At 70.0% G+C, this 24,289-nt stretch carries 18 protein-coding genes and 2 rRNA genes (1 of these 20 only partly in view); 12 read left to right on the plus strand and 8 right to left on the minus strand.

Going from position 1 to position 24,289, the window contains the following annotated elements; genetic code table 11:
• Positions 1-2,037 (plus strand): 23S ribosomal RNA (locus tag O7595_RS20370); it begins 1,086 nt to the left of the window's first position.
• A gap of 89 nt (positions 2,038-2,126) precedes the next feature.
• Positions 2,127-2,243: ribosomal RNA gene (gene rrf / locus O7595_RS20375) — 5S ribosomal RNA — on the plus strand.
• Between the two features lie 457 nt (positions 2,244-2,700).
• Here rrf and O7595_RS20380 read toward each other — a convergent pair.
• Genes O7595_RS20380 through O7595_RS20400 form a run of 5 tightly spaced genes read right to left on the minus strand, consistent with a single transcriptional unit; the run spans position 2,701 to position 8,122 of the window.
• Positions 2,701-4,011: a DUF58 domain-containing protein gene (locus O7595_RS20380; RefSeq protein ID WP_269730087.1), complete on the minus strand. Its 1,311-nt coding sequence runs from the start codon at positions 4,009-4,011 to the stop codon at positions 2,701-2,703.
• Positions 4,012-4,022: 11 nt separating this feature from the next.
• Complete coding sequence (locus tag O7595_RS20385) at positions 4,023-5,006, minus strand: AAA family ATPase (protein ID WP_269730088.1); 984 nt, start codon at positions 5,004-5,006, stop codon at positions 4,023-4,025.
• Entirely contained in the window at positions 5,003-6,217 is a 1,215-nt protein-coding gene (locus O7595_RS20390; protein WP_269730089.1) for a DUF4350 domain-containing protein, read from the minus strand. The genes O7595_RS20385 and O7595_RS20390 overlap by 4 nt, the downstream gene beginning before the upstream one ends.
• Positions 6,214-6,903 (minus strand): DUF4129 domain-containing protein, encoded by a 690-nt coding sequence (locus O7595_RS20395; RefSeq protein WP_269730090.1) that lies wholly within the window; start codon positions 6,901-6,903, stop codon positions 6,214-6,216. Before O7595_RS20395 ends, O7595_RS20390 begins: the two co-directional genes overlap by 4 nt.
• Positions 6,904-6,907: 4 nt before the next feature.
• Positions 6,908-8,122: a DUF7544 domain-containing protein gene (locus O7595_RS20400; RefSeq protein WP_269730091.1), complete on the minus strand. Its 1,215-nt coding sequence runs from the start codon at positions 8,120-8,122 to the stop codon at positions 6,908-6,910.
• A 182-nt stretch (positions 8,123-8,304) separates the two neighbouring features.
• Between O7595_RS20400 and mtnA the strand changes: the two genes are divergently transcribed.
• The 7 genes from mtnA (at position 8,305) to O7595_RS20435 (ending at position 17,053) form a co-directional block, all read left to right on the plus strand.
• On the plus strand, positions 8,305-9,489 hold the full coding sequence (gene mtnA / locus O7595_RS20405; protein WP_269730092.1) for an S-methyl-5-thioribose-1-phosphate isomerase: 1,185 nt from the start codon (positions 8,305-8,307) through the stop codon (positions 9,487-9,489).
• 4 nt (positions 9,490-9,493) lie between these two features.
• The gene (mtrA, locus tag O7595_RS20410; protein WP_269730093.1) at positions 9,494-10,183 is read left to right on the plus strand and encodes a two-component system response regulator MtrA; all 690 of its coding nucleotides are present in this window, start codon (positions 9,494-9,496) and stop codon (positions 10,181-10,183) included.
• Position 10,184: 1 nt separating this feature from the next.
• A complete protein-coding gene (gene mtrB / locus O7595_RS20415; protein WP_269730094.1) occupies positions 10,185-12,227 on the plus strand; it encodes an MtrAB system histidine kinase MtrB in 2,043 nt (680 codons plus the stop codon).
• Entirely contained in the window at positions 12,217-14,055 is a 1,839-nt protein-coding gene (locus O7595_RS20420) for an LpqB family beta-propeller domain-containing protein (protein ID WP_269730095.1), read from the plus strand. Before mtrB ends, O7595_RS20420 begins: the two co-directional genes overlap by 11 nt.
• A gap of 310 nt (positions 14,056-14,365) precedes the next feature.
• Entirely contained in the window at positions 14,366-15,127 is a 762-nt protein-coding gene (locus tag O7595_RS20425; protein ID WP_269730096.1) for a ComF family protein, read from the plus strand.
• Between the two features lie 304 nt (positions 15,128-15,431).
• Complete coding sequence (gene hpf / locus O7595_RS20430) at positions 15,432-16,121, plus strand: ribosome hibernation-promoting factor, HPF/YfiA family (RefSeq protein WP_332328204.1); 690 nt, start codon at positions 15,432-15,434, stop codon at positions 16,119-16,121.
• Between the two features lie 185 nt (positions 16,122-16,306).
• On the plus strand, positions 16,307-17,053 hold the full coding sequence (locus O7595_RS20435; protein ID WP_138054922.1) for a response regulator: 747 nt from the start codon (positions 16,307-16,309) through the stop codon (positions 17,051-17,053).
• 32 nt (positions 17,054-17,085) lie between these two features.
• On the opposite strand, the gene O7595_RS20440 is transcribed toward O7595_RS20435, so the two are convergent.
• Together O7595_RS20440 and O7595_RS20445 are read right to left on the minus strand one after the other, a co-directional pair.
• Positions 17,086-18,249, minus strand: a complete 1,164-nt coding sequence (locus O7595_RS20440; RefSeq protein WP_269730097.1) for a winged helix-turn-helix domain-containing protein — start codon at positions 18,247-18,249, stop codon at positions 17,086-17,088.
• Between the two features lie 127 nt (positions 18,250-18,376).
• Positions 18,377-18,949 (minus strand): GNAT family N-acetyltransferase, encoded by a 573-nt coding sequence (locus O7595_RS20445; protein ID WP_269730098.1) that lies wholly within the window; start codon positions 18,947-18,949, stop codon positions 18,377-18,379.
• Between the two features lie 238 nt (positions 18,950-19,187).
• On the opposite strand from O7595_RS20445, the gene secA reads away from it, so the two are divergent.
• Complete coding sequence (secA, locus tag O7595_RS20450) at positions 19,188-22,004, plus strand: preprotein translocase subunit SecA (RefSeq protein ID WP_269730099.1); 2,817 nt, start codon at positions 19,188-19,190, stop codon at positions 22,002-22,004.
• Positions 22,005-22,166: 162 nt separating this feature from the next.
• Here secA and O7595_RS20455 read toward each other — a convergent pair whose 3' ends face one another.
• Positions 22,167-22,655 (minus strand): Rv3235 family protein, encoded by a 489-nt coding sequence (locus O7595_RS20455; protein ID WP_443071849.1) that lies wholly within the window; start codon positions 22,653-22,655, stop codon positions 22,167-22,169.
• A 270-nt stretch (positions 22,656-22,925) separates the two neighbouring features.
• Here O7595_RS20455 and O7595_RS20460 point away from each other — a divergent pair, with 270 nt between their 5' ends.
• Positions 22,926-23,432: a DUF6912 family protein gene (locus O7595_RS20460; RefSeq protein ID WP_269730101.1), complete on the plus strand. Its 507-nt coding sequence runs from the start codon at positions 22,926-22,928 to the stop codon at positions 23,430-23,432.
• 172 nt (positions 23,433-23,604) lie between these two features.
• On the plus strand, positions 23,605-24,267 hold the full coding sequence (locus O7595_RS20465; protein ID WP_269730102.1) for an HAD family hydrolase: 663 nt from the start codon (positions 23,605-23,607) through the stop codon (positions 24,265-24,267).
• The last annotated feature ends 22 nt before the right edge of the window (positions 24,268-24,289 follow it).

Below are 24,289 nucleotides of genomic sequence, written 5' to 3' on the forward strand. Positions count from 1 at the left end.
CCCAGAGCATCGACTAAGGCCCCTAAGCGTACGCTAAGTGGGAAAGGATGTGGAGTCGCAGAGACAACCAGGAGGTTGGCTTAGAAGCAGCCACCCTTGAAAGAGTGCGTAATAGCTCACTGGTCAAGTGATTCCGCGCCGACAATGTAGCGGGGCTCAAGCGTACCGCCGAAGTCGTGTCATTGCGATATGTACCCCCAACGGGGATCGTGATGGGTAGGGGAGCGTCGTGTGCCGGGTGAAGCAGCCGTGGAAGCGAGTTGTGGACGGTTCACGAGTGAGAATGCAGGCATGAGTAGCGATACACACGTGGGAAACGTGTGCGCCGATTGACTAAGGGTTCCTGGGTCAAGCTGATCTGCCCAGGGTAAGTCGGGACCTAAGGCGAGGCCGACAGGCGTAGTCGATGGACAACCGGTTGATATTCCGGTACCCGCTTTGAAACGCCCAGTATCGAGCCCATTAATGCTAAGGCCGTGAAGCCGTCGGCTGAGTCTTCGGACGAGGTCGGAGTGGTGGAGCCGCTGACCCAAGGTGGTAGTAGGTAAGTGATGGGGTGACGCAGGAAGGTAGTCCAGCCCGGGCGGTGGTTGTCCCGGGGTAAGGGTGTAGGACGTCGCGTAGGCAAATCCGCGTGACATGTGTCTGAGACCTGATGCCGAGCCGATTGTGGTGAAGTGGATGATCCTATGCTGTCGAGAAAAGCCTCTAGCGAGTTTCATGGCGGCCCGTACCCTAAACCGACTCAGGTGGTCAGGTAGAGAATACCGAGGCGTTCGGGTGAACTATGGTTAAGGAACTCGGCAAAATGCCCCCGTAACTTCGGGAGAAGGGGGGCCACGTCTGGTGATCACTCTTGCAGTGTGAGCTGGGTGTGGCCGCAGAGACCAGCGAGAAGCGACTGTTTACTAAAAACACAGGTCCGTGCGAAGCCGTAAGGCGATGTATACGGACTGACGCCTGCCCGGTGCTGGAACGTTAAGGGGACCGGTTAGCTCCATTTCGGTGGGGCGAAGCTGAGAACTTAAGCGCCAGTAAACGGCGGTGGTAACTATAACCATCCTAAGGTAGCGAAATTCCTTGTCGGGTAAGTTCCGACCTGCACGAATGGCGTAACGACTTCTCGACTGTCTCAACCATAGGCCCGGTGAAATTGCACTACGAGTAAAGATGCTCGTTTCGCGCAGCAGGACGGAAAGACCCCGGGACCTTTACTACAGTTTGATATTGGTGTTCGGTTCGGCTTGTGTAGGATAGGTGGGAGACTGTGAAGCTTGGACGCCAGTTCAGGTGGAGTCGTCGTTGAAATACCACTCTGGTCGTGCTGGATGTCTAACCTGGGTCCGTGATCCGGATCAGGGACAGTGTCTGATGGGTAGTTTAACTGGGGCGGTTGCCTCCCAAAGGGTAACGGAGGCGCCCAAAGGTTCCCTCAGCCTGGTTGGCAATCAGGTGTTGAGTGTAAGTGCACAAGGGAGCTTGACTGTGAGACCGACGGGTCGAGCAGGGACGAAAGTCGGGACTAGTGATCCGGCGGTGGCTTGTGGAAGCGCCGTCGCTCAACGGATAAAAGGTACCCCGGGGATAACAGGCTGATCTTCCCCAAGAGTCCATATCGACGGGATGGTTTGGCACCTCGATGTCGGCTCGTCGCATCCTGGGGCTGGAGTCGGTCCCAAGGGTTGGGCTGTTCGCCCATTAAAGCGGTACGCGAGCTGGGTTTAGAACGTCGTGAGACAGTTCGGTCCCTATCCGCTGTGCGCGTAGGAGTCTTGAGAAGGGCTGTCCCTAGTACGAGAGGACCGGGACGGACGAACCTCTGGTGTGCCAGTTGTCCTGCCAAGGGCATGGCTGGTTGGCTACGTTCGGGAGGGATAACCGCTGAAAGCATCTAAGCGGGAAGCCTGCTTCGAGATGAGGACTCCCACCCACTTGATGGGGTAAGGCTCCCAGTAGACGACTGGGTTGATAGGCCGGATATGGAAGCCAGGTGACTGGTGGAGTTGACCGGTACTAATAGGCCGAGGGCTTGTCCTCAGTTGCTCGCGTCCACTGTGTCAGTTCTGAAGTAACGAACATGCCGGGACCATGTGGATGGTCGGTCGGGTTCGACATCTTCATAGAGTTTCGGTGGTCATAGCGTCAGGGAAACGCCCGGTTACATTCCGAACCCGGAAGCTAAGCCTTTCAGCGCCGATGGTACTGCAGGGGGGACCCTGTGGGAGAGTAGGACACCGCCGAACAAATCTTGAAGCCTCAACCCCCGGGTGAAAACCCGGGGGTTGAGGCTTTTTCGCGTTCCGGGGCTGATCCCGCCTCCGCGGTCCCGGCTCCTTCGAGGACCGGGACAGCGACGTCAACGGAATTTGAACAGGTGATGTCGGTCCAGTTCATGACGCCGCCGCGCGAGGACCCGGGGTCGCAGAGGCTCTTCGATGGTGTCCGGCGTCGGCGTGCACCAGCTGCGCGATCACCGGCACCCGGTGCCCGTCGGCCGAGGCCGGCGGGCACCGGGTGCCGGTAGCGCACCGAGCCGGAGTCCCTGCGACGCACGATGCTGGAACCTCTGCCCCCTCCCGGTCGGTCAGCCTGCGCACACGGACAAGGCCCCAGCCACCGCGCCTTCCGGGATCGGGTCGGACATCACAGCACACTCAACCGCCGCGACCGCGGATCCTGCGCACCTGCGCGGTCAGACCACTAGAGACGTCCCGCTGCCTTGAGCGCCAGGTAGGCGTCGGCCAGAGCCGGTGCGAGGTTCTCCGGAGTGGTGTCGACCACGGTCACGCCGTGGCGCTGGAGTTGTTCCGCCGTGCGGCGGCGCTGCTGCTGGGCCTGGGTGCCGGCGACGGCCTCGTACACCGCGTCCAGGTTGCCGCGCCCGCCCGACATTTTCTCGATGTGCGGATCCGCGACCGAGGCGACCATCACCGTGTGGCGCTGCGTGAGCTGCGGCAGCACCGGCAGGAGGCCCTCTTCGACGGGGGCGGCGTCCAGGCTGGTCAGCAGTACGACGAGAGAGCGCCGGGGGGCGTGCCTGAGTGTCGCCGCGCTGAGGCCACGGGCGTCCGTCTCCACCAACTCAGGTTCCAGGGGTGCCATGGCGTCGACCATGGCCGGCAGGATTTCCCCGGCTGATCTGCCCTGTACCTGGGCGCGGACGCGGCGGTCGTAGGCCAGCAGGTCCACACGGTCACCCGCGCGGGTGGCGAGCGCGGTGAGGAGGAGAGCGGAGTCCATGGCCGCGTCCAGACGAGGGACGTTGCCCACCCTTCCGGCCGCGGTCCGGCCCGTGTCCAGCACGATCAGGATGTGCCGATCCCGTTCCGGCCGCCAGGTGCGGACGGCGACCGTCCTCTGCCGTGCGGTGGCGCGCCAGTCGATGGAGCGGGTGTCGTCCCCCGGGACGTACTCGCGGAGGCTGTCGAACTCGGTGCCCTCCCCGCGGATCAGCACGCTGGTCCGACCGTCGAGTTCGCGGAGGCGGGCCAGTCGGGACGGCAGGTGTTTGCGGCTCGAGAAGGGCGGCAGGACGCGGACCGTCCAGGGCACCCGGTGGTTCGCCTGGCGGGCGGCGAGGCCGAGCGGTCCATAGGAACGGACCGTGACGAGCTCGGCGTGGTGGTCACCGCGGCGGGTGGGGCGGAGGACCGTCGCGAGACGGCGGCGCTCGCCGGCCGGTACGGTCACCGTGTGTCGTGAGGCGGCATGTTCGGTTCCTGGGAGCCAGCTGCTCGGTGGCCAGGCGTCGCGCAGGCGGGCCCGCAGCCGCCGGGAGGAGTCGTTGGTTACCGTGAGCTGCACTTCCGCGCTCTTGCCGAGTCGAACTGACGAATCACCGGTTCGGGTGAACTGGACGGTTCGGACTGGTGCGGCCAAGGCGTAGTCGCACAGAATTGCTACTGAGAGTGGTGCGTTTACGGCCAGCATCCCCGTCCAGCTGGGTTCGAGGAGCCCGACAGGGATGGAGCCGAGAGCGGCGAGGAGTGCCGCTCGTCCGGTGAGGACCATGGCGCACCGCCTCAGCGGGGGACGGGGACGTGGGCGAGGATGGCGGTGATGACCGAGTCCGCCGTGACGCCTTCCATCTCGGCTTCCGGCCGGAGCTGGATGCGATGACGGAGGGTGGGCAGGGCGAGGGCCTTCACGTCGTCGGGGATGACGTAGTCGCGGCCGGTGAGCCAGGCCCAGGCCCGCGCTGTGGAGAGCAGGGCGGTGGCGCCTCGGGGAGAGACGCCGAGGGTGAGTGAGGGGGAGTCTCGGGTGGCACGGCAGATATCGACGACATAGCCCGCGATCTCGGCGGAGACCGAGGTCTTGGCGACGGCCGTTCGGGCGGCTTCCAGGTCGGCGGGGGTGGCGACGGGGCGGAGTCCGGCGGCCTGCAGATCGCGCGGGTTGAAGCCCTCGGCGTGCCTGGCCAGGACGTTGATCTCGTCGTCGCGTGACGGCAGCGGCACGGTCAGCTTCAGCAGAAAGCGGTCGAGCTGTGCTTCGGGCAGGGGGTATGTGCCCTCGTACTCGACCGGGTTCTGAGTCGCGGCCACCAGGAACGGCTCAGGGAGAGGGCGGGGCGTGCCGTCGACGGTGACCTGGCGCTCCTCCATGGCTTCCAGAAGTGATGACTGGGTCTTCGGTGGTGTCCTGTTGATCTCGTCGGCGAGCAGGAGGTTGGTGAAGACCGGACCCGGCTGGAAGGAGAACTCCGCGGTCCGCGTGTCATAGATCAGGGAGCCGGTGACATCACTGGGCATGAGGTCCGGAGTGAACTGGACCCGCTTGGTGTCCAGTTCGAGCGAAGCGGCCAGAGCCCGCACGAGGAGGGTCTTGGCGACGCCGGGCACTCCCTCGAGGAGGACATGGCCACGGCAGAGCAGGGCCACGACCAGTCCGGTGACCGCGGAGTCCTGGCCGACCACGGCCTTCGCGATCTCGGTGCGCAGAGCCTCCAGCGAGGCGCGTGCGTCGTCCGAGTGCTCGGCGGTCTCGGGGGGCGGGGCGCTCATGAAGTGCGTACCTCTCGTTCGAGGGAGTCCAGTTGGTCAGCCAGGCGGATGAGTCCGGCGTCGTCGGCAGGGGCCGGTCCGAAGAGCAGAGTCCGGAGCTCGCGGTCGCTGTCGCGCAGATGTGTCGAGACAGCCGGGAGGAGGAGGTCGGGTGAATGGGCGTCCGCGAGGGTGACGCCCAGGAGGGGGGCGAGCCGGGTCCGGGTGGCCTGGCGGAGGGTGGAGGCGGCGCGGTCGCGGGCGTTCGCCTTGCGGTAGAGACGGGCACGGCCCTCGGTGGACTCGGAGGCACGGACGGCCACGGGCAGCCGTTCGCTGACGAGCGGCCCGAGCCGGCGAGCACGCCAAACGGCGGCGAGCGCGGCGGCGACGGCGAGCTGAAGGGTGGCCCAGAGCCATCCGGAAGGGATGAGCCGGCCGATGCCGGTTTCGCCCTCCCCGCGCCCGTCGCGGGTGCCGTCGTCTCCGGCGGCCGATCCATCGGAGAGGGAAGGGAGGTACCAGACCAGATGAGGGCGGGAACCGAGCAGTTGGAGGGCGAGCGAGGCGTTGCCCTCCTTGCCGAGGCGTTCGTTGTAGAGGATGTCGGGGGCGCCGAGGAGGATGGTGTCGCCGGTTCCGGGAGCGTCGGTCCGGAGCAGCGTCGGCAGTCCGTCGACGAGGTAGCAGGAGTCGCTGCCGAGGGTGTTGTCGGTCGAGTAGCGCTCGCCGCCGAGGTCGGCGCTCCCGGCTCGCCGGGCTGCCGGGAAGGTGCACCGCGGCTCACGCGCGGCGACCGGGGCGGGTGTGTCGGCCGAGGCGCCGGGGGCGAGGGTGCCGACGGAGACGGGGCCGGGGGCGACGAGGACGGAACGGCCGCCGGAGGAGGCCATCGCCATGCGCAGGATGTCCTGTTGACTGCCGCTCAGCAGGTCGGGTCCGGCGACCAGCAGGGTGGTGTCGGGGCCCGTCGCGGCGGTGGCTTCGGCCAGGGTGGTGACCACGCGAGTGGTGACGCCTCGGTCCTTGAGCAGTTCGGCGACGGCGCGGCTGCCGGAGGGGTCGGTGGAGCGCGGGTCGAGGCGGCCGTGGCCGCCGTCGGAGCGGATGACCGCGATGACGAAACCGGCCACGATGAGGACCACGAGCGCGAGCAGGATTCCCCGGCTGCGGATCCAGATCTGGTGGGTGGTCGGGGACACCGCGGTGGTGCCGGTCGTGGCCCCGGTCATCCGGTGCCCCCCCGGACCGTGGCCGTCAGATCCGGCTTGGTGCGCCCCAGTTCGGTGTCGAGGTCCCGCAGACGTGTGTACGCCTGCTGGTCGGCGGTGCGTCCGCCGTATGTGACGTCGTCGAAGGTACGGGACGCCGAGCGCAGCGCGTCGGTGTGGCCGGGCAGAGTGCGTCCGGCTTCCGCGGCGGCCTCGTCGGCGGTACGGCCGGGGCGGGGCTCGAGCAGAGCGCGTTCCTCGAGGGAGCGGACGATGGCGCGCATCCGTTCCTGGACCGCCTGGTTCCAGCGTCCCGCGGCGGCGTGCGTCTCGGCGGTCGCCCGGTGCTCGGCGGCGCTGCGGGGGCGGTCGTCGAAGAGCGCGTCCCCGGTGGTGAGGGTGCGGTGCGGGGTGCCCAGCCGCCACCACAGCGCGGCGATCAGGGCGGCGACGAGAAGGGCGATGACGGCGAGTCCGAGCGGGCCGCCGGGTGAGGCTCCCGCCGCGGTGTCGAGCACGTCGGCGAGCCACTCCCAGAAGCGGTTGAGGGCGCGCTCGACCAGGTTGGGGTCGTTCTCGTGGTACATCGGCTCGGACAGCTCGCGTTCGGCCGCCTCCCTCGCGGGGACGCGAGGGAGCTCCACGGGCACGTCGTCGTCGGCGTGGACCCGAAGCCACGTCCTGGTCGTTCCCCCCGTGACGGACACGGCGTCAGCTCCTGGGGGTGTCGTCGCCCGGTGCAGAGCCGTGGTCGTTGACGCCCGCTGCCCTGGCCAGTTCGAGGTCGAGAGCCTCGCGGCGGATGCGCTGGTCCACGTAGAGGAGCACGGTGACGCCCGCCGAGATCGGATAGGTGATGGACGAGGCGATCACCGCGCCGATGCCGGTGATGATCAGGAAGGGCCAGCCGAACTCCGGTGTACTGCCCGAGAACAGTCCGCTGAGTCCCTCGCCGTCGACGGCGTAGGCGATCAGGCCGAACGGGATGGCGATGATCAAGGACACCAGGAAGGTCAGCAGCATCGTGAGCATCAGGATGCCGAAGACCCGCCACCATGCCCCGCGCACCAGCTTCGCCGAGCGGCGCATCGACTGGACGACCCCCTGCCGTTCCAGCATGAGGGCGGGCGAGGCGAGTGCGAACCGGACCATCAGCCAGACGGCGACGACCGCGCCGGCGATCCCGCCGAGTGCGGCGAGGACGGCGCCGCCCTCGGAGCCGAGGAGCAGGCCCGGCAGCAGTCCCAGGCCGAGCACAGCGGCGGCGATCAGCGGCAGCAGCAGGGTGAGACCGAGGAGTTGGGGCAGTCGCGGTCGCGCCTCGCGCCACGCGTCGGACAGCGTGACGTCGCGGCCCAGCACCGAGCGGCTGATGACCACGGTCAGCAGGGCGGTGGTGAAGAGCGTGGCGATCAGAGTGATCGCCATGACCGGTGCCGTGCCCACGAGCGTCGCGTTGAGCTGGTCCCCCAGCTGGCTCAGGGCTTCCTCCGGAGTGGCGTTCGGATCCACCGCGGGCGGCTGCGGGACGAGATAGCGCTGGACGAGGATGTCGCAGATCTGAGTGATGACGGAGACCGTGATCGTGATGCCCAGGACCGTGCGCCAGTGGGCGCGCAGCGTGGACACCGCGCCGTCGAGGATCTCGCCGACTCCGAGCGGGCGCAGCGGGATCACTCCGGGCTTCGCGGCCGGCGGCTGCCCCCAGCCGCCTCGCTGCGGTGCGCCGCCCCAGCCCGGTCCGCCGGTCTGCGGGGGCACGGGTCCGCCGCCGGGTCCGGTCGGCGGGGCCCACTGGCCCTCGGGCGGCTGCTCCTTGGACCACTTCGAGGAGACGTCGGGAGCGGAGGCGGGGGCGGGCGCTCCGGCACCCCGGTCGTCGGACGGGGAGGATCCGGGCGAGGCCCAGCCCGGAGTGTCGTTCACGGTCGTCCACCTCGTGGATGTGTCGCGGGGCCGGCTCGGCGAGCCGGCTGGGTCACGGCGCCTGCCCGCACGTCTGGGCGGGAGGCTGGCAGCCATCGTGCCACGCACCGGCCGCGGGTGGGCCGGGCAGTGGATCTCGTTCTCTCCTTCATTGTGCGTGCGTCAGCGGGCAGACTGGGCGGATGGCTGATCAGTACGTACAAACCCTCGACGGCGAACAGCCCCCCGGGCTCGACTCGCTGCGTTGGGACGAGCGCCCGGAAGGCCCGGTGCTGGTTCTGCTGGACCAGCGCAGATTGCCGGCCGAAGAGGCCGAGTTGGTGTGCACCGACGTCCCGGCCCTGGTGGAGGCGATCCGGACGCTGGCCGTGCGCGGTGCGCCGCTGCTGGGGATCGCCGGGGCCTACGGGGTCGCGCTGGCCGCGACACGGGGCTATGACGTGGCGGAGGCGGCAGCGCTGCTGGAGGCGGCGCGGCCCACCGCCGTGAACCTCGGCTACGGGGTGCGGCGGGCCGCTGGTGCGTACGAGACGGCGGTCGGCAGGGGCGCGGACGTGGAGCGGGCGGCCGCCGTCGTGCTGGCCGAGGCGCGGCAGCTGCACCGCGAGGACGCCGAGGCGAGCGAGCGGATGGCGCGGCACGGGCTCGCGCTGCTGGACGAGCTGCTGCCCGGCGGCAGCCATCGGATCCTGACCCACTGCAACACCGGGCGGCTGGTCTCCGGCGGTGAGGGCACGGCGTTCGCGGTGGCGCTCGCCGCGCACCGGGCGGGCCGGCTGCGCAGACTGTGGGTGGACGAGACCCGGCCGCTGCTGCAGGGCGCGCGACTGACCGCGTACGAGGCGGCCCGGAACGGCATGGCGTACACCTTGCTCACGGACAACGCGGCCGGATCGCTGTTCGCGGCGGGAGAGGTCGACGCCGTGCTGGTCGGTGCCGACCGGATCGCCGCGGACGGCTCCGTGGCCAACAAGGTGGGCAGCTATCCGCTCGCCGTCCTCGCCCGGTACCACCATGTGCCGTTCATCGTGGTGGCGCCGACCACGACCGTGGATCCGGCGACGCCCGACGGCGCGTCGATCGAGGTGGAGCAGCGGCCCGGGCAGGAGGTGTCGGAGCTGCCCGTGCCGCCCGAGAGGGTGACCGGTGTCACAGGCGTACCCGTGCCGCGCATATCGGAGGCGTCCTCCGGTGCCCTTGGGGTACCGGTCGCACCGGTGGGGACCCAGGCGTACAACCCCGCGTTCGATGTGACGCCGCCGGAACTCATGACCGCGATCGTCACGGAGGAAGGGGTTGTCTCCCCGGTCACCGGGGCCGGGATCGCCGAGCTGTGTTCCAGGTCACGCCAGGTAACGATTAGCTAATGGGATGATGTCGAATATGAAGGGACGCGTCCTTGTCGTCGACGACGACACCGCACTGGCCGAGATGCTCGGCATCGTGCTGCGTGGTGAAGGGTTCGAGCCGTCGTTCGTAGCGGACGGCGACAAGGCACTCGCCGCTTTCCGGGAGACCAAGCCGGACCTCGTGCTGCTCGATCTCATGCTGCCGGGCCGGGACGGCATCGAGGTGTGCCGGCTCATCCGGGCGGAGTCGGGTGTGCCGATCGTCATGCTCACGGCCAAGAGTGACACCGTCGACGTGGTGGTCGGGCTGGAGTCCGGTGCCGACGACTACATCGTCAAGCCGTTCAAGCCGAAGGAGCTGGTGGCCCGTATCCGGGCCAGGCTGCGGAGGTCCGAGGAGCCCGCGCCCGAGCAGCTCGCGATCGGCGACCTGGTCATCGATGTGGCCGGGCACTCCGTGAAGCGCGACGGTCAGTCGATCGCGCTCACCCCGCTCGAGTTCGATCTGCTCGTGGCGCTCGCCCGCAAGCCGTGGCAGGTGTTCACGCGCGAGGTGCTGCTCGAGCAGGTGTGGGGCTACCGTCACGCGGCGGACACCCGTCTGGTGAATGTGCATGTGCAGCGGCTGCGCTCCAAGGTCGAGAAGGACCCGGAGCGGCCGGAGATCGTCGTGACCGTCCGTGGCGTCGGCTACAAGGCCGGACCGAGCTGACATGTCCGTGGGCAGCGCTGCTCCGAAGCCCGGGGGGCCGGGAGTCCGTACGGGGCGGGCTGCCGGGCCCGGGCACGGGTCTTCACGTCTCGGCCGTCTCTTCCCCGGTGGGCGGCTGCTGCCGGACGGGGCACCGGGCGGGCCGGTGCTCCGGCTCGTCGTGCGCTGGATCAGGCGTCCGCTGCTGCCGGCCGTCCGGCTGTGGCGCCGGAACATCCAGCTCCGCGTGGTCGCGGGCACTCTGCTGATGTCGCTGGGCGTCGTGCTGCTGCTCGGCCTCGTCGTCATCGGCCAGGTCCGCAACGGACTCCTGGACGCCAAGGAACAGGCCGCCCTGAGTCAGGCCGCGGGTGGTTTCGCGGCCGCGCAGGAGAAGGCGAGCGGGGCCTCGGCGCTCGACGGCCAGGACGGTGACGCGACCGACGGCAGGCCCAGCCGCAGCTCCGTGAACTGGCGGTCCGAGCTGGTGAAGCAGCTGGCCAGTGGCGGTCAGGGCGCGTACCACGTGGTGGCGCTGAGTCCGGACTCGGACGACGCCGGGACGAGCCGGGCGCCGAGGGCGTCCGGGGACGTGGACGTGACGAGCGTTCCCCAGGCCCTGCGCAACTCGGTCGCGCAGGGGGCGGGCACGTTCCAGACCTACGTCAAGATCAAGTACTCGGTTCCGAAGGAACCCGAGGCCGGCCTGGTCGTCGGCAAGCGGCTCAACGACGTCGCGGGCTATTCGTACGAGCTGTACTACCTCTTCCCGCTCACGCAGGAGGAGGAGTCGCTGAGCCTGGTCAAGGGCACGCTGGCGACCGCGGGGCTGTTCGTGGTGGTCCTGCTCGGGGCGATCGCGTGGCTGGTGGTGCGGCAGGTCGTCACACCCGTCCGGATGGCCGCGGGCATCGCCGAGCGCCTGTCCGCCGGACGGCTCCAGGAGCGTATGAAGGTCACCGGCGAGGACGACATCGCCCGGCTCGGTGAGGCGTTCAACAAGATGGCGCAGAACCTGCAGCACAAGATCCAGCAGTTGGAGGAGCTGTCGCGGATGCAGCGCCGCTTCGTCTCGGACGTGTCGCACGAGCTGCGTACGCCGCTGACGACGGTGCGGATGGCCGCGGACCTCATCCACGAGGCGCGAAGCGACTTCGATCCGGCGACGGCGCGCTCCGCCGAACTGCTGGCCGACCAGCTGGACCGGTTCGAGTCGCTGCTGGCAGACCTGCTGGAGATCAGCAGGTTCGACGCGGGCGCGGCGGCCCTCGAGGCCGAGGCGATAGACCTGCGTGAGGTGGTCCACCGGGTGATCGGCGGCGCCGAGCCGCTGGCGGAGCGCAAGGGCAGCCGGATCCGGATCGTCGGGGACGATCAGCCGGTGGTTGCGGAGGCCGACGCCCGGCGCATCGAGCGTGTGCTGCGCAACCTCGTCGTCAACGCCGTCGAGCACGGCGAGGGCCGCGACGTGGTCGTGCGGATGGCGTCCGCCGGCGGCGCGGTCGCCGTGGCCGTGAGGGACTACGGGGTGGGACTCAAGCCCGGCGAGGCGACCCGGGTGTTCAACCGCTTCTGGCGGGCCGATCCGGCACGGGCGCGCACCACGGGCGGAACCGGCCTGGGTCTGTCCATCGCCGTGGAGGACGCGCGGCTGCACGGCGGCTGGCTGCAGGCATGGGGCGAGCCGGGCGGTGGCTCGCAGTTCAGGCTGACCCTGCCGCGTACGGCGGACGAGCCGCTGCGGGGGTCGCCGATACCGCTGGAGCCCGAGGACTCCCGGCGCGCCCGTGAGCGCGCCGCCGCCGACGCGGCGAACGACCGGGCGCTGCGGCTGTCGACGGTGCCGTCGCAGGCCGGTGGGCACCGTCCGGGCCTGGCGATACCGGGCCGGCCCGCGGTGCCGCCGCACACTCCGCCGTCGGCGGCGGTGGACCCGGCGGCGTTGCCCGGCAGCGGCGCTCGGGTGGTGGCCCGCCCGGCGCCGGAGCGGACGGGTGACGGAGGGACGGCGGAAGCGGTCCCGGGACAGGTTTCCGAGCGGGAGGACACCACTCGTGGGCGCTGAGGGGCGTCGGTACGGCCACGGACGCGCCACACGAGGCACGGCGCTGCTCGTCTGCGCCGGATTCGTGCTGGCCGGTTGCGCGTCGATGCCGGACAGCGGCGACGTGGAGCAGGTGAGGGCCACCCAGGGGCCGGACTCGCAGGTGCGCGTGTACGCCGTCCCGCCCCGCGACGGCGCCAGGCCCCAGGAGATCGTCGACGGCTTCCTGGAGGCCATGACCAGTGACGATCCGAGCTACGCGACGGCCCGGAAGTACCTCACCAAGCGGTGGACCAAGAAGTGGCGGCCCGAGTCGCTCACGACCGTGCTGACCGAGGCCCCCGAGTCGGCGGCCCCGCCCGGCCGTGACGAGGGCGAGGAGCTGACCTACGCGCTGTCGGGCGAGCTGATCGCGACGGTCGACCACCACGAGTACAAGTCGGTCGTGCCCACGCAGTACGGGGGAGCGCTGCGGCTGGTGCGGCAGAACACCCCGGACGGCAAGGGCAAGGAGTGGCGCATCGACGCCGCTCCCCAGGGCCTCGTGCTCGGGGAGAGCGACTTCCTGCGCAATCACCTGTCGGTGAACAAGTACTACTGGGTGTCGGGGCAGAACACGGTGGTCGCGGACCCGGTGTACATCCGCCAGCGGCAGGATCCGGTGACCCGGATGGATCCGGTGACCCAGACGATCTCGGCGCTGTTCGAGGGCCCCGCGCCCTGGCTGGTGCCGGTCGTGGACTCGCCGTTCCCCACGGGCGCGGGTCTGAAGAAGGGCGTCACTTCCCTGACCCCCGACGACCAGGACGAGCTGAAGGTGCCGCTCAACGACAAGGCGTCGAACGTCGGCGGAACGGTGTGCAAGCGGATGGCGACACAGATGCTGCTCACCTTGAGGGAGCTGGCGGCACCCCGCGTCGAGCAGGTGCAGCTCCAGCGGGCCGACGGCTCCCCGCTGTGCGTACTGACGGCCGACCAGGCGGACGCGTACGCCCTGGAGAGGCTCTCGCCCAGCCCCAACGTGTACTTCGTCGACAGCGACCACCGGATGGCCGTGGTGGGGACCAAGCCGAAGAACATAGACAAGACCATGGTCCGAGGGCCGTTCGGCGACGGTCAGCTGAAGATCGGCACGGTCGCCGTGGCACGCAGTCTCCACCGGGCGGCGGCGGTCTCGCAGGACGGCAAGTCCCTGTACGCGGCGTCGATCGTCTCGGACGAGGCCCTGGCAGCTCCGCTGGCCCAGAGCGCCGCTCCCCGGGCCGCGGACCGGCTCTCGGCGCCCAGCTGGGACCGCAACGACCTGTGGGTCGCCGATCGGGACCCCGCCGACCCGCGGCTGCTGCGCTTCGCCGGCGGCAAGGGTCCGGCGCAGAAGGTCACGGTCGACGGACTCGACGGCGCGCGGATCGAGTCGCTGCGGGTGTCGGCCGACGGTGTGCGCATGGCGCTCCTCCTGTCCAAGGACGGCAGGAGCACCCTGGAGATCGGTCGGATCGAGCGGAACACGGACGCAGCGGGAACGACCACGGTGTCCGTGGTGGCGCTGCGGGCGGCGGCGCCGCGGCTGGAGTCGGTGACCGCCCTGTCCTGGGCCGGGCCGAGTCGTCTCGTGGTGGTCGGCAAGGAGGCCGGCGGTGTGCAGCAGGTGCGCTACATCCAGACGGACGGCTCCCTCACACCGGCGGGCGGTCTTCCGGGCCTCAACAAGGTGTCGGCGGTGGCGGCCACGGAGGACGAGGAGCAACTCCTGGTGGCGGTCTCTGACGACGGGCTGGTGCGGCTGATGCCGAACGCCAACTGGCAGACGATGGTCGAGAAGGGGACGTGGCCGGTCTACCCGGGCTGAGCGCCTGAGCTCGTCGGCCTCCTGCGGCGACCGGGCGCGGGCCCCGGCTTCGTCAGGCTGTCCGGCGTGGGCGTGGGTGGGGGCCGGGCCGTGGTCACCGGCCGGTCGCCCGGGCCGTACGGGGCCGGGCCCGTACGGCCCGGAGCGGCGGGCCCCCTGGCCTCGTCGTGGTTCGGCGGGATCGGATTCCCCGCCCTCCCCGTCCCCGGTGGGCCGGTCCCTCCCACTCGGCGCGCCGGTTCTCCACAGGTCGGCCCGGTTGTCCACAGCCCTGGCCCGCCCTTGCCCGCGGCAGGGCACAGTGGAGGCCATGAGGTGGTGGTGGCGCGAGATCTCGGGGCTGGTGCTGCCCGCGGTGTGCGCGGGCTGCGGACATGCCCGTACGGCCCTGTGCGAGGAGTGCGCGGAGCGGCTGGCGGGGCCGCCGGCGCGGGCGCGGCCGTGCCCGGAGCCCTCGGGACTGCCGGTGGTGTTCGCCGCGGCGCGGTACGAGGGCGCGGTGCGGTCCGTGCTGCTGGCCCACAAGGAGCGGGGCGCGCTGGCTCTGGCCCGTCCGCTCGGTGCCGCGCTCGCGAGGGCCGTCCGCGCCGCGTCGCCGCGCGGCGGAGGTGCGCGGGGGCCGCTGCTGCTGGTACCGGTGCCGTCGGCCCGCCGGACGGTGCGGGCACGTGGGCACGACCCGGCACGGCGGATCGCCGTGGCGGCGGCCGTGGCACTGCGGCGCGCGGGGACGTACGCCCGGGCCCTCCCGGCGCTGCGCCAGAGCCGGCGGGTGTCCGACCAGTCGGGTCTCACGGCCCCGGAGCGCCTCGAGAACATCACCGGGGCGCTGGAGGTGGCCCCGTGGGCCGGGCGGGTTCTCGAGGCGCGTGGAGCGGTACTGGTGGACGATGTGATGACCACCGGAGCCTCGCTGGCCGAAGCGGCGCGGGCACTGCGTGCCGCGTTCTCCGGAGACCTTTCCGAATACACCCGAATGAGTGCCGCAGTCATCGCCGCTCCGCCTCTGTCACTCGAAACGAGCCGGCGAAACGAGCCGGAACCGACAGGGGGCTTGCAACGTTGCAGGTAGCGAGAGCAGGAACGGCCACGAATGGACGTACGCGCTGGTAGCGGGTGCCGACAGGGGGCCCGGCGAGCTATGTTCGGTGGTGAGGCACGGTGAGCGCTCTCCTTCAGCGAATACATGGCCGAGTTGCGGTCAGGTGTTCTTGAAGTAACCCAGATCTTTGACATCGGTGGGGTGGCGATCTTGCCCATGGGGGAGGAGGAGGTGAAAGTCGCCAAGTCCGAGGCTCCGGTGCTCACCGGAGCCTGGTGCAAAAGGGAGATGCTCCGCAATTGAACAGCGGAGTGATCCGGGAACGGAGTTCTGCGTGGACATCGTCGTCAAGGGCCGCAAGACCGAGGTGCCCGAGCGGTTCCGCAAGCACGTGGCCGAGAAGCTGAAGCTGGACAAGATCCAGAAGCTCGACGGCAAGGTGATCAGCCTCGACGTCGAGGTGTCCAAGGAGCACAACCCGCGGCAGGCCGACCGTTCCGACCGCGTGGAGATCACACTTCTTTCACGCGGCCCGGTGATCCGGGCGGAAGCAGCGGCAGGCGACCCGTACGCAGCGCTCGACCTGGCCACGGCGAAGCTGGAGGCTCGGCTGCGCAAGCAGCACGACAAGCGCCACACACGCAGGGGCAACGGGCGGCTGTCGGCAGCGGAGGTCGCCGACGTCGTTCCGGGCGTGGCCCAGTTGAACGGGAGCGGCGAACCCGTGACCGCGGAATCGCCGGAAGCCATTCCCACCACCCGGATGGGCTCGCTCGAGGTGCAGGGCGAAGGACCCCTGGTGGTCCGGGAGAAGAACCACGTCGCTGCCCCGATGACGCTCGACCAGGCGCTCTACGAAATGGAGTTGGTCGGGCACGACTTCTATCTCTTCGTCGACTCCGAGACCAAGGAGCCCAGTGTCGTCTACCGGCGGCACGCCTACGACTACGGCGTCATCCACCTGAGGACCGACCCCCTCGCCGGAAGCGAGTCGAGCGGCGCCGGTGGTGCGCTCGGCGGCTGATCCCGTCATGTGACGGTGCCCCTGGGAGCGCCCTGTGCGCCCCCAGGGGCATCCTTGTGCCACCGAGGGATCGCCACACCGGCGCACGGGCATGGAATCATGGCGACCCGAGCCAACCGGTGCGCTGTGGACTGCGGTTGGCGGAACGCAGACCAACGCAGGCCACGGCCTCAGGGGGAGGAACGATGGCGGACAGCTTCGGCCCGGTGCACCAGGCGGGGGACGCCGGTGCCACGGGCGGCGCGGACGGCACACAGGACGTGTCCCGTAAGGAGCCGATCCGGGTGCTCGTCGTGGACGACCACGCCCTCTTCCGCCGGGGACTGGAGATCGTCCTCGCCCAGGAGGAGGACATCCAGGTGGTCGGGGAGGCCGGGGACGGCGCGGAGGCCGTCGACAAGGCCGCCGATCTGCTGCCCGACATCGTCCTCATGGACGTACGGATGCCGAAGCGCGGTGGCATCGAGGCCTGCACCTCCATCAAGGAGGTCGCCCCCAGCGCGAAGATCATCATGCTGACGATCAGCGACGAGGAGGCCGACCTCTATGAGGCGATCAAGGCCGGTGCGACCGGCTACCTCCTCAAGGAGATCTCCACCGACGAGGTGGCCACGGCGATCCGCGCGGTGGCCGACGGGCAGTCGCAGATCAGCCCGTCCATGGCGTCCAAGCTGCTCACCGAGTTCAAGTCGATGATCCAGCGCACCGACGAGCGCCGCCTGGTGCCCGCCCCCCGGCTGACCGACCGGGAGCTGGAGGTCCTCAAGCTGGTGGCGACGGGCATGAACAACCGCGACATCGCCAAGGAGTTGTTCATCTCCGAGAACACGGTGAAGAACCACGTCCGCAACATCCTGGAGAAGCTCCAGCTGCACTCCAGGATGGAAGCGGTGGTCTACGCCATGCGCGAGAAGATCCTCGAGATCCGCTAGAGCGGCCCTCGGAATCCGCAGGCAGCGCCGGCTCAGCCGAGGGCGGCGGCCAGGGGCGCCGCCAACTCCGGGCGGTCGACCCGCTCCACACGGACCGTGTCGCAGCCGACCCACTGAGCCGCCTCCAGCAGCGCCTGAGCCATCGGCCGGACCGCTTTCGGCGTCTCCAGCGAGACCTGCCTGGCGACCAGAGTCGTCCCCTCACGCGCGGGGTCGACCCGCCCCAGCAGCCGCCCGCCGGACAGCAGCGGCATCGCGAAGTAGCCGTGCACCCGCTTCTGCCTCGGGACGTACGCCTCCAGGCGATGGGTGAAGCCGAAGATCCGCTCGGTGCGCGCCCGCTCCCAGATCAGCGAGTCGAACGGCGACAGCAGCGTCGTGCGGTGGCGGCCTCGCGGTTCCGTCGCGAGTGCCTCCGGGTCGGCCCACGCCGGCTTGTCCCAGCCCTCGACACGGACCGGCACGAGTCCGGAGTCCTCGACCACCGCGTCGAACTGCTCGCCCTTCAGCCGGTGGTAGTCGGCGATGTCCGCGCGGGTGCCCACCCCCAGCGACCGTCCCGCCAGCAGCACCAGCCGGCGCAGGCACTCCCGGTCGTCCAGATCGTCGTGGAGGACGGCATCGGGCACGGCCCGCTCGGCGAGGTCGTACACCCGCTTCCAGCCGCGCCGCTCCGTGCACACCACCTCCCCGTACATCAGCGCCCGCTCGACGGCGACCTTGGCCTCCGACCAGTCCCACCACGGGCCGCCGTTCTTCGCTCCGCCCAGTTCGGTGGCGGTCAACGGGCCCTCGTCGCGCAGCTGGTCGACCACCCGCTCGTACGCCCCGTCCGGCAGTTCGTGGTACCACTGCGGACGGGCGCGGTAGGCGCGGCGGCGGAACGCGAAGTGGGGCCACTCCTCGACGGGGAGTATGCAGGCCGCGTGCGACCAGTACTCGAAGGCGTGGCCGTCGGTCCAGTAGGCACGCTCGACGGTCTTGCGGCCGACGGCGCCCAGCCGGGCGTACGGAATCAGCTCGTGCGAGCGCGCCAGCACGGAGATGGTGTCGAGCTGCACGGCGCCCAGGTGGCGCAGGACGCCCCGCACACCGCTCCTGCGGTCGGGGGCGCCGAGGAACCCCTGGGCCCGCAGCGCGATACGGCGGGCCTCATCGGCGGACAGCTCGGCAACTGCGGGCGGCGCGGTGTTCATGCCCCGCACCTTAGAGGGCGCCACCGACAGTCGCCGTGCTCCGCCGGATTCCGGCCAGGCCCCCGCGGAGGCCGACCGGGGCGGCGTCCTGCGCGTCTCAGTGTTTGCGGGCACCCGGTGTCGTACCTCACGCCCTCGCCGGCAGATAGGGGACGGGGCACGGCAGCCCCAGGTCCGAGGGGAGCAGCGAGGCGACCCAGCAGTCCCGCAGGGTGCCGCGGCCGTGGGATCCCGCGCGCTGGACGCCCTCGACGGTGAACCCGGCCTTCTCGGCGACGGCGCGCGAGCCCGTGTTGCCCACCTCGGCGCGCCACTCCAGCCGGGTGCAGTCCAGCCGTGCGAAGGCCCAGCGGGCCATGGCGAGCGTCACCTCGGTCGCGTAGCCACGGCCGCGGTGCTCCTTGGCCGTCCAGAAGCCGATCTCCCAGGAGCCCGAGCGCGGGTGGTGCAGGCTGGTGGAGGCGATCAGGGCGCCGCCTTCGCGTGGACGCACGGACAGGGTGTACTCGCTGTCGTCGCGCCAGCCCGCGGGCACGGTGACCTGGATGAACTCCTCGGCGTGCCGCAGTTCGTACGGCGAGGGGACCGGGATCCAGCGCTGGATGTCGGGGTCCTGACATGCGGCGCGGACCTCTTCGGCGTCACCCGGGGTGAAGGGGCTCAGCCGCAGCCGGTCGGTGGTGAGGGTGATGGGCTCCATGACCAAAATTCTGGTCACTCTCCGTCGGTCGTGCGAACACTTTTCGAGATCAGCGGCACTTTCCGGGTCCCCCGCACGTTCTCCAGACACGCGGCAGCCGTCCCCGGGGCACTGCGGCTCTCCCGGCGTGGCACCGTCCTCGCTTACGATGGCCGATGCGGTGGGGACCACCTGCCGTGCCCGTGCCAGTGTCCATACGACCCAGTGCCAGGCCCGACCGGCAAGGAGACCAACCTCAGTGTCCGTCTTCAACAAGCTCATGCGTGCAGGCGAAGGCAAGATCCTGCGCAAACTGCACCGCATCGCGGACCAGGTCAACTCCATCGAGGAAGACTTCGTCAACCTCTCCGACGCCGAGTTGCGGGCCCTCACCGACGAGTACAAGGAGCGCTTCGCCGACGGCGAGAGCCTGGACGACCTGCTGCCCGAGGCGTTCGCCACCGTCCGTGAGGCCGCCAAGCGCGTTCTCGGCCAGCGTCACTACGACGTCCAGCTGATGGGTGGCGCCGCGCTCCACCTGGGCTACGTCGCGGAGATGAAGACCGGTGAGGGCAAGACCCTCGTCGGTACGCTCCCGGCGTATCTGAACGCGCTGTCCGGCAAGGGCGTGCACCTGATCACGGTCAACGACTACCTGGCCGAGCGCGACTCCGAGATGATGGGCCGCGTGCACCGGTTCCTCGGTCTGAGCGTCGGCTGCATCCTCGCCAACATGACGCCCGCGCAGCGCCGCGAGCAGTACGGGTGCGACATCACGTACGGCACGAACAACGAGTTCGGCTTCGACTACCTCCGCGACAACATGGCCTGGTCCAAGGAGGAGCTCGTCCAGCGCGGACACAACTTCGCGATCGTCGACGAGGTCGACTCCATCCTCGTCGACGAGGCCCGTACGCCGCTGATCATCTCCGGCCCCGCCGACCAGGCCACCAAGTGGTACGGCGACTTCGCCAAGCTGGTGAAGCGCCTGAACCGCGGTGAGCCGGGCAACCCGCTGAAGGGCATCGAGGAGACCGGCGACTACGAGGTCGACGAGAAGAAGCGGACCGTCGGCATCCATGAGTCCGGCGTCTCGAAGGTCGAGGACTGGCTGGGCATCGACAACCTCTACGAGTCGGTGAACACCCCGCTGGTCGGTTACCTGAACAACGCCATCAAGGCCAAGGAACTGTTCAAGAAGGACAAGGACTACGTCGTCATCGACGGCGAAGTCATGATCGTCGACGAGCACACCGGCCGTATCCTCGCCGGCCGCCGCTACAACGAGGGCATGCACCAGGCGATCGAGGCGAAGGAAGGGGTGGACATCAAGGACGAGAACCAGACGCTCGCCACGATCACCCTGCAGAACTTCTTCCTCCTCTACAACAAGCTCTCCGGCATGACCGGTACGGCCATGACCGAGGCAGCCGAGTTCCACCAGATCTACAAGCTGGGCGTCGTGCCGATCCCGACGAACCGGCCCATGGTCCGCAAGGACCAGTCGGACCTGATCTACCGCACCGAGGTGGCCAAGTTCGCCGCCGTGGTGGACGACATCGAGGAGAAGCACCGCAAGGGGCAGCCGATCCTCGTCGGCACCACCTCCGTCGAGAAGTCGGAGTACCTCTCGCAGCAGCTGCTCAAGCGCGGCATCCAGCACGAGGTCCTCAACGCCAAGCACCACGAGCGCGAGGCCGTGATCGTGGCCCAGGCCGGCCGCAAGGGCGCCGTGACGGTCGCCACGAACATGGCCGGCCGCGGTACGGACATCAAGCTCGGCGGCAACCCCGACGATCTCGCCGAGGCGGAGCTGCGCGGGCAGGGCCTGGACCCGGTGGAGCACGTCGAGGAGTGGGCCGCGGCGCTCCCGTCCGCGCTGGAGAAGGCCGAGCTCGAGGTCAAGGAGGAGTTCGAGGAGGTCAAGTCCCTCGGCGGGCTGTACGTCCTCGGCACCGAGCGGCACGAGTCGCGGCGTATCGACAATCAGCTGCGCGGTCGGTCCGGCCGTCAGGGAGACCCGGGCGAGTCCCGCTTCTACCTCTCCCTCGGTGACGACCTGATGCGCCTGTTCAAGGCGCAGATGGTCGAGCGCGTCATGGCCATGGCCAACGTTCCGGACGACGTCCCGATCGAGAACAAGATGGTGACGCGCGCGATCGCGTCCGCCCAGTCCCAGGTCGAGCAGCAGAACTTCGAGACGCGGAAGAACGTCCTGAAGTACGACGACGTGCTCAACCGGCAGCGCAAGGTCATCTACGCCGAGCGCCGCCGCGTGCTGGAGGGCGAGGACCTGCACGAGCAGATCCGCCACTTCATGGACGACACGATCGACGCGTACATCCAGGCCGAGACCGTCGAGGGCTTCGCGGAGGAGTGGGACCTGGACCGGCTGTGGGGCGCCTTCAAGCAGCTCTACCCGGTGAAGGTGACCGTCGAGGAGCTCGAGGACGCCGCGGGCGACCGGGCCGGTGTCACCGCCGAGTTCATCGGCGAGACGATCAAGGACGACATCCACGAGCAGTACGACGAGCGCGAGAAGCAGCTCGGCTCGGACATCATGCGCGAGCTGGAGCGGCGCGTGGTGCTGTCCGTCCTGGACCGCAAGTGGCGCGAGCACCTCTACGAGATGGACTACCTCCAGGAGGGCATCGGCCTGCGCGCGATGGCGCAGAAGGACCCGCTCGTGGAGTACCAGCGCGAGGGCTTCGACATGTTCACCGCGATGATGGACGGCATCAAGGAGGAGTCCGTCGGCTACCTGTTCAACCTGGAGGTCCAGGTCGAGCAGCAGGTCGAGGAGATCCCCGTCCAGGACTCCGCCGAGAGGACCGCGCCGGCGAAGGAGGACGCGGTGCCCGCCGGCGCCGGCCGTCCCGAGATCCGGGCGAAGGGCCTGGACGCCCCGCAGCGTCCGGACCGGCTGCACTTCTCGGCGCCGACGGTCGACGGAGAGGGCGGCATCGTCGAGGGCGACTTCACCAACGGCGACGCGGCCCGTTCCGAGTCGGACGGCATGACGCGCGCGGAGCGCCGCAAGGCGCAGAAGAGCGCGGGACGCCGCCGCAAGAAGTGACACCGCGGGAGTGAAGCCGTGGGGCCGGGCACCGGAGGGTGTCCGGCCCCACGGGCGTTGCCGGGCGTTGTGCCCTGCGGGCGTGGCCCGGCGTCCGGCTTCGGGCGGGCACGGACCGGTGTCCGGGCCTCGCGCGAAGACCGACCAGGAACCCGCCGGCGGTCAGACCCCGGCGGTGAGGCGTTCGCCGCCGAGTTCCACGGCGGCGCAGCGCCAGCGGAGGTCGGGTCCCTGTTCGAGGCGGAAGGCCATGGCACGCACCCGGTCGCCCGTGGTGATCCTGGCGAAGGCCTCGATGACGCCCGGCCGCGGGACGTACTCGTCGCAGTGGCGCAGCACGGGCCGCAGTCCGTTGGTGCTGAGCGGAGCGGCGGGGGCGAGCCGGACGAGCTGTTCGTAGGCGCGGCCGATCGTGTGGCCGAGCATCCAGTGGACGGGCCGGTGGCCGCTGAGGACCGCGAGCAGCCGTTCCGCGAACCAGTAGCGGGGAAGGCGGGAACGGCCACCCGTGGAGGGCCGCGGCCCGGGTGACGCGGGTCGTCGCGGTGCGCGGCGGCCGGGCGCGCGGCTGTCGTGGCGGTTCCCGGGCCTCGTCCCCGTGCCCGTCCTCGTCCCCGGCGTCCCCGGCGTCCCCGGCGAGGTGTGCTGCATGGTGGTCGCCCCTTCGATACTCACAAGTAACTTCTCGGTGGGGATCTTGTACGGGGTGACGGTCGGCGGCCGCAACGACCTCAGCGTCCCCGGGGCGGGCTGCCGAGATTCACCTATCAGGGTGATGGGCGGGTTCCGGGGCCCGGAACGGTGCGGTTCGGAAGTCCTCCCGGTCATCCGAGGTCGACGTCCGGGAGGGGGCGCAGGGCAGCCCGAAGGGGTACTCCGCACGTATCCTTGGGTGCTCACCCGACGACGAAAGCGGCCACCATGCGCGTCTACGTTCCCCTGACCCTCCCCGGTCTCGCACAGGCGCACAAGGCGGGCGAGATCGGGCCCGGGCCGGTGACCGCCTACGCGGTGACGCCCGCCCTGCGCGAGTGGTACGTCTCCGACGACATCGAGGAGTTGGAGTACGCCGCGCTGAACCGTGCCGCGGCGGCGTCGCTGCGATCGCTGGCGGGCGACCCCGGGACGCCGCGCCGCCGGGTGGTCGTGGCCGTCGACGTCCCGGACAACGCCGCGGTCGCGGACCCGGCGGCGGGGCTCGGGTCGGCCTCGCTGGGCGAAGTGCGCATCGCGACCGCGGTGCCGCTGGCGAAGGCGGCGTCGGTGCACGTCGACTCCCAGGACGCGGAGCGGGACGTGGCCGCCGCGGCGGACGCGCTGGGGGCGGCGGACCACGGCGACGACGACGCTCAGTTCATCGTGGACGGAGCGGAGGACCATGAGCTGCTCTGGTACGGGGTGCAGGAGATTCCCGGCCTCGTCCACTGAGGCCGGGCGCGCTCCCGGCGGGGAAGCCGCCGGGACCGTCCCCTGCGTACCGGGCGCCCCCGGTTCGTCCGGCCGTCCTGCCGCGGTACTCGCGGCCGCCTCCGGCGCTTGGGTCCCTCCCGTGCCCGCGCTCGTCGATGGCTGTCGGACCCAGCCGGTACCGTTGCCTGCCATGGGGAAGCACAGCGCGCACGTGGTCTGGGACTGGAACGGCACACTCCTCGACGACATCCACACGGTCATCGAGGCGACGAACGCGTCGTTCGCCGAGATAGGGCTCGGCCCGATCACGCTCGAGCGCTACCGAGAGCTGTACTGCGTGCCGGTGCCCCGGTTCTACGAGCGGCTGATGGGCCGCCTGCCCACGGACGAGGAGTGGGCGGCCATGGACGCGGTCTTCCACAGGCACTACTGGCGGCTGGCCGAGACCTGCCTGCTCACCGTCGGGGCGGCGGAACTGCTCGCCGCCCGCCAGGCGTCGGGTCGTACGCAGTCGCTGCTGTCGCTGGCCCCGCACGAGCACCTGATACCGATCGTGCGGCGCCACGGGATCGAGGAGCACTTCGTGCGGGTCGACGGCCGCGTGGGCGCCTCCCACGCGGGCAAGGCGGAGCACATGGTGAGGCACCTGGCAGCGATGGAGCACGTGCCACCGGAGCGGATCGTGGTCGTCGGCGACGCGGCGGACGACGCGCTCGCGGCGGCGCACGTGGGGGCGAAGGCGGTGCTCTACACCGGGGGCTCGCACAGCAGGGCGAGCCTGCGGGCGGCGGGCGTGCCGGTCGTCGACAGCCTCGCGGAGGCGGTCGAGGTCGCCGAGGAACTGGTGGGGTAGCCGCGGGGTCCTCGGGCCCCCC

The organism is Streptomyces sp. WMMC940 (assembly GCF_027460265.1).
Lineage (GTDB): Bacteria > Actinomycetota > Actinomycetes > Streptomycetales > Streptomycetaceae > Streptomyces.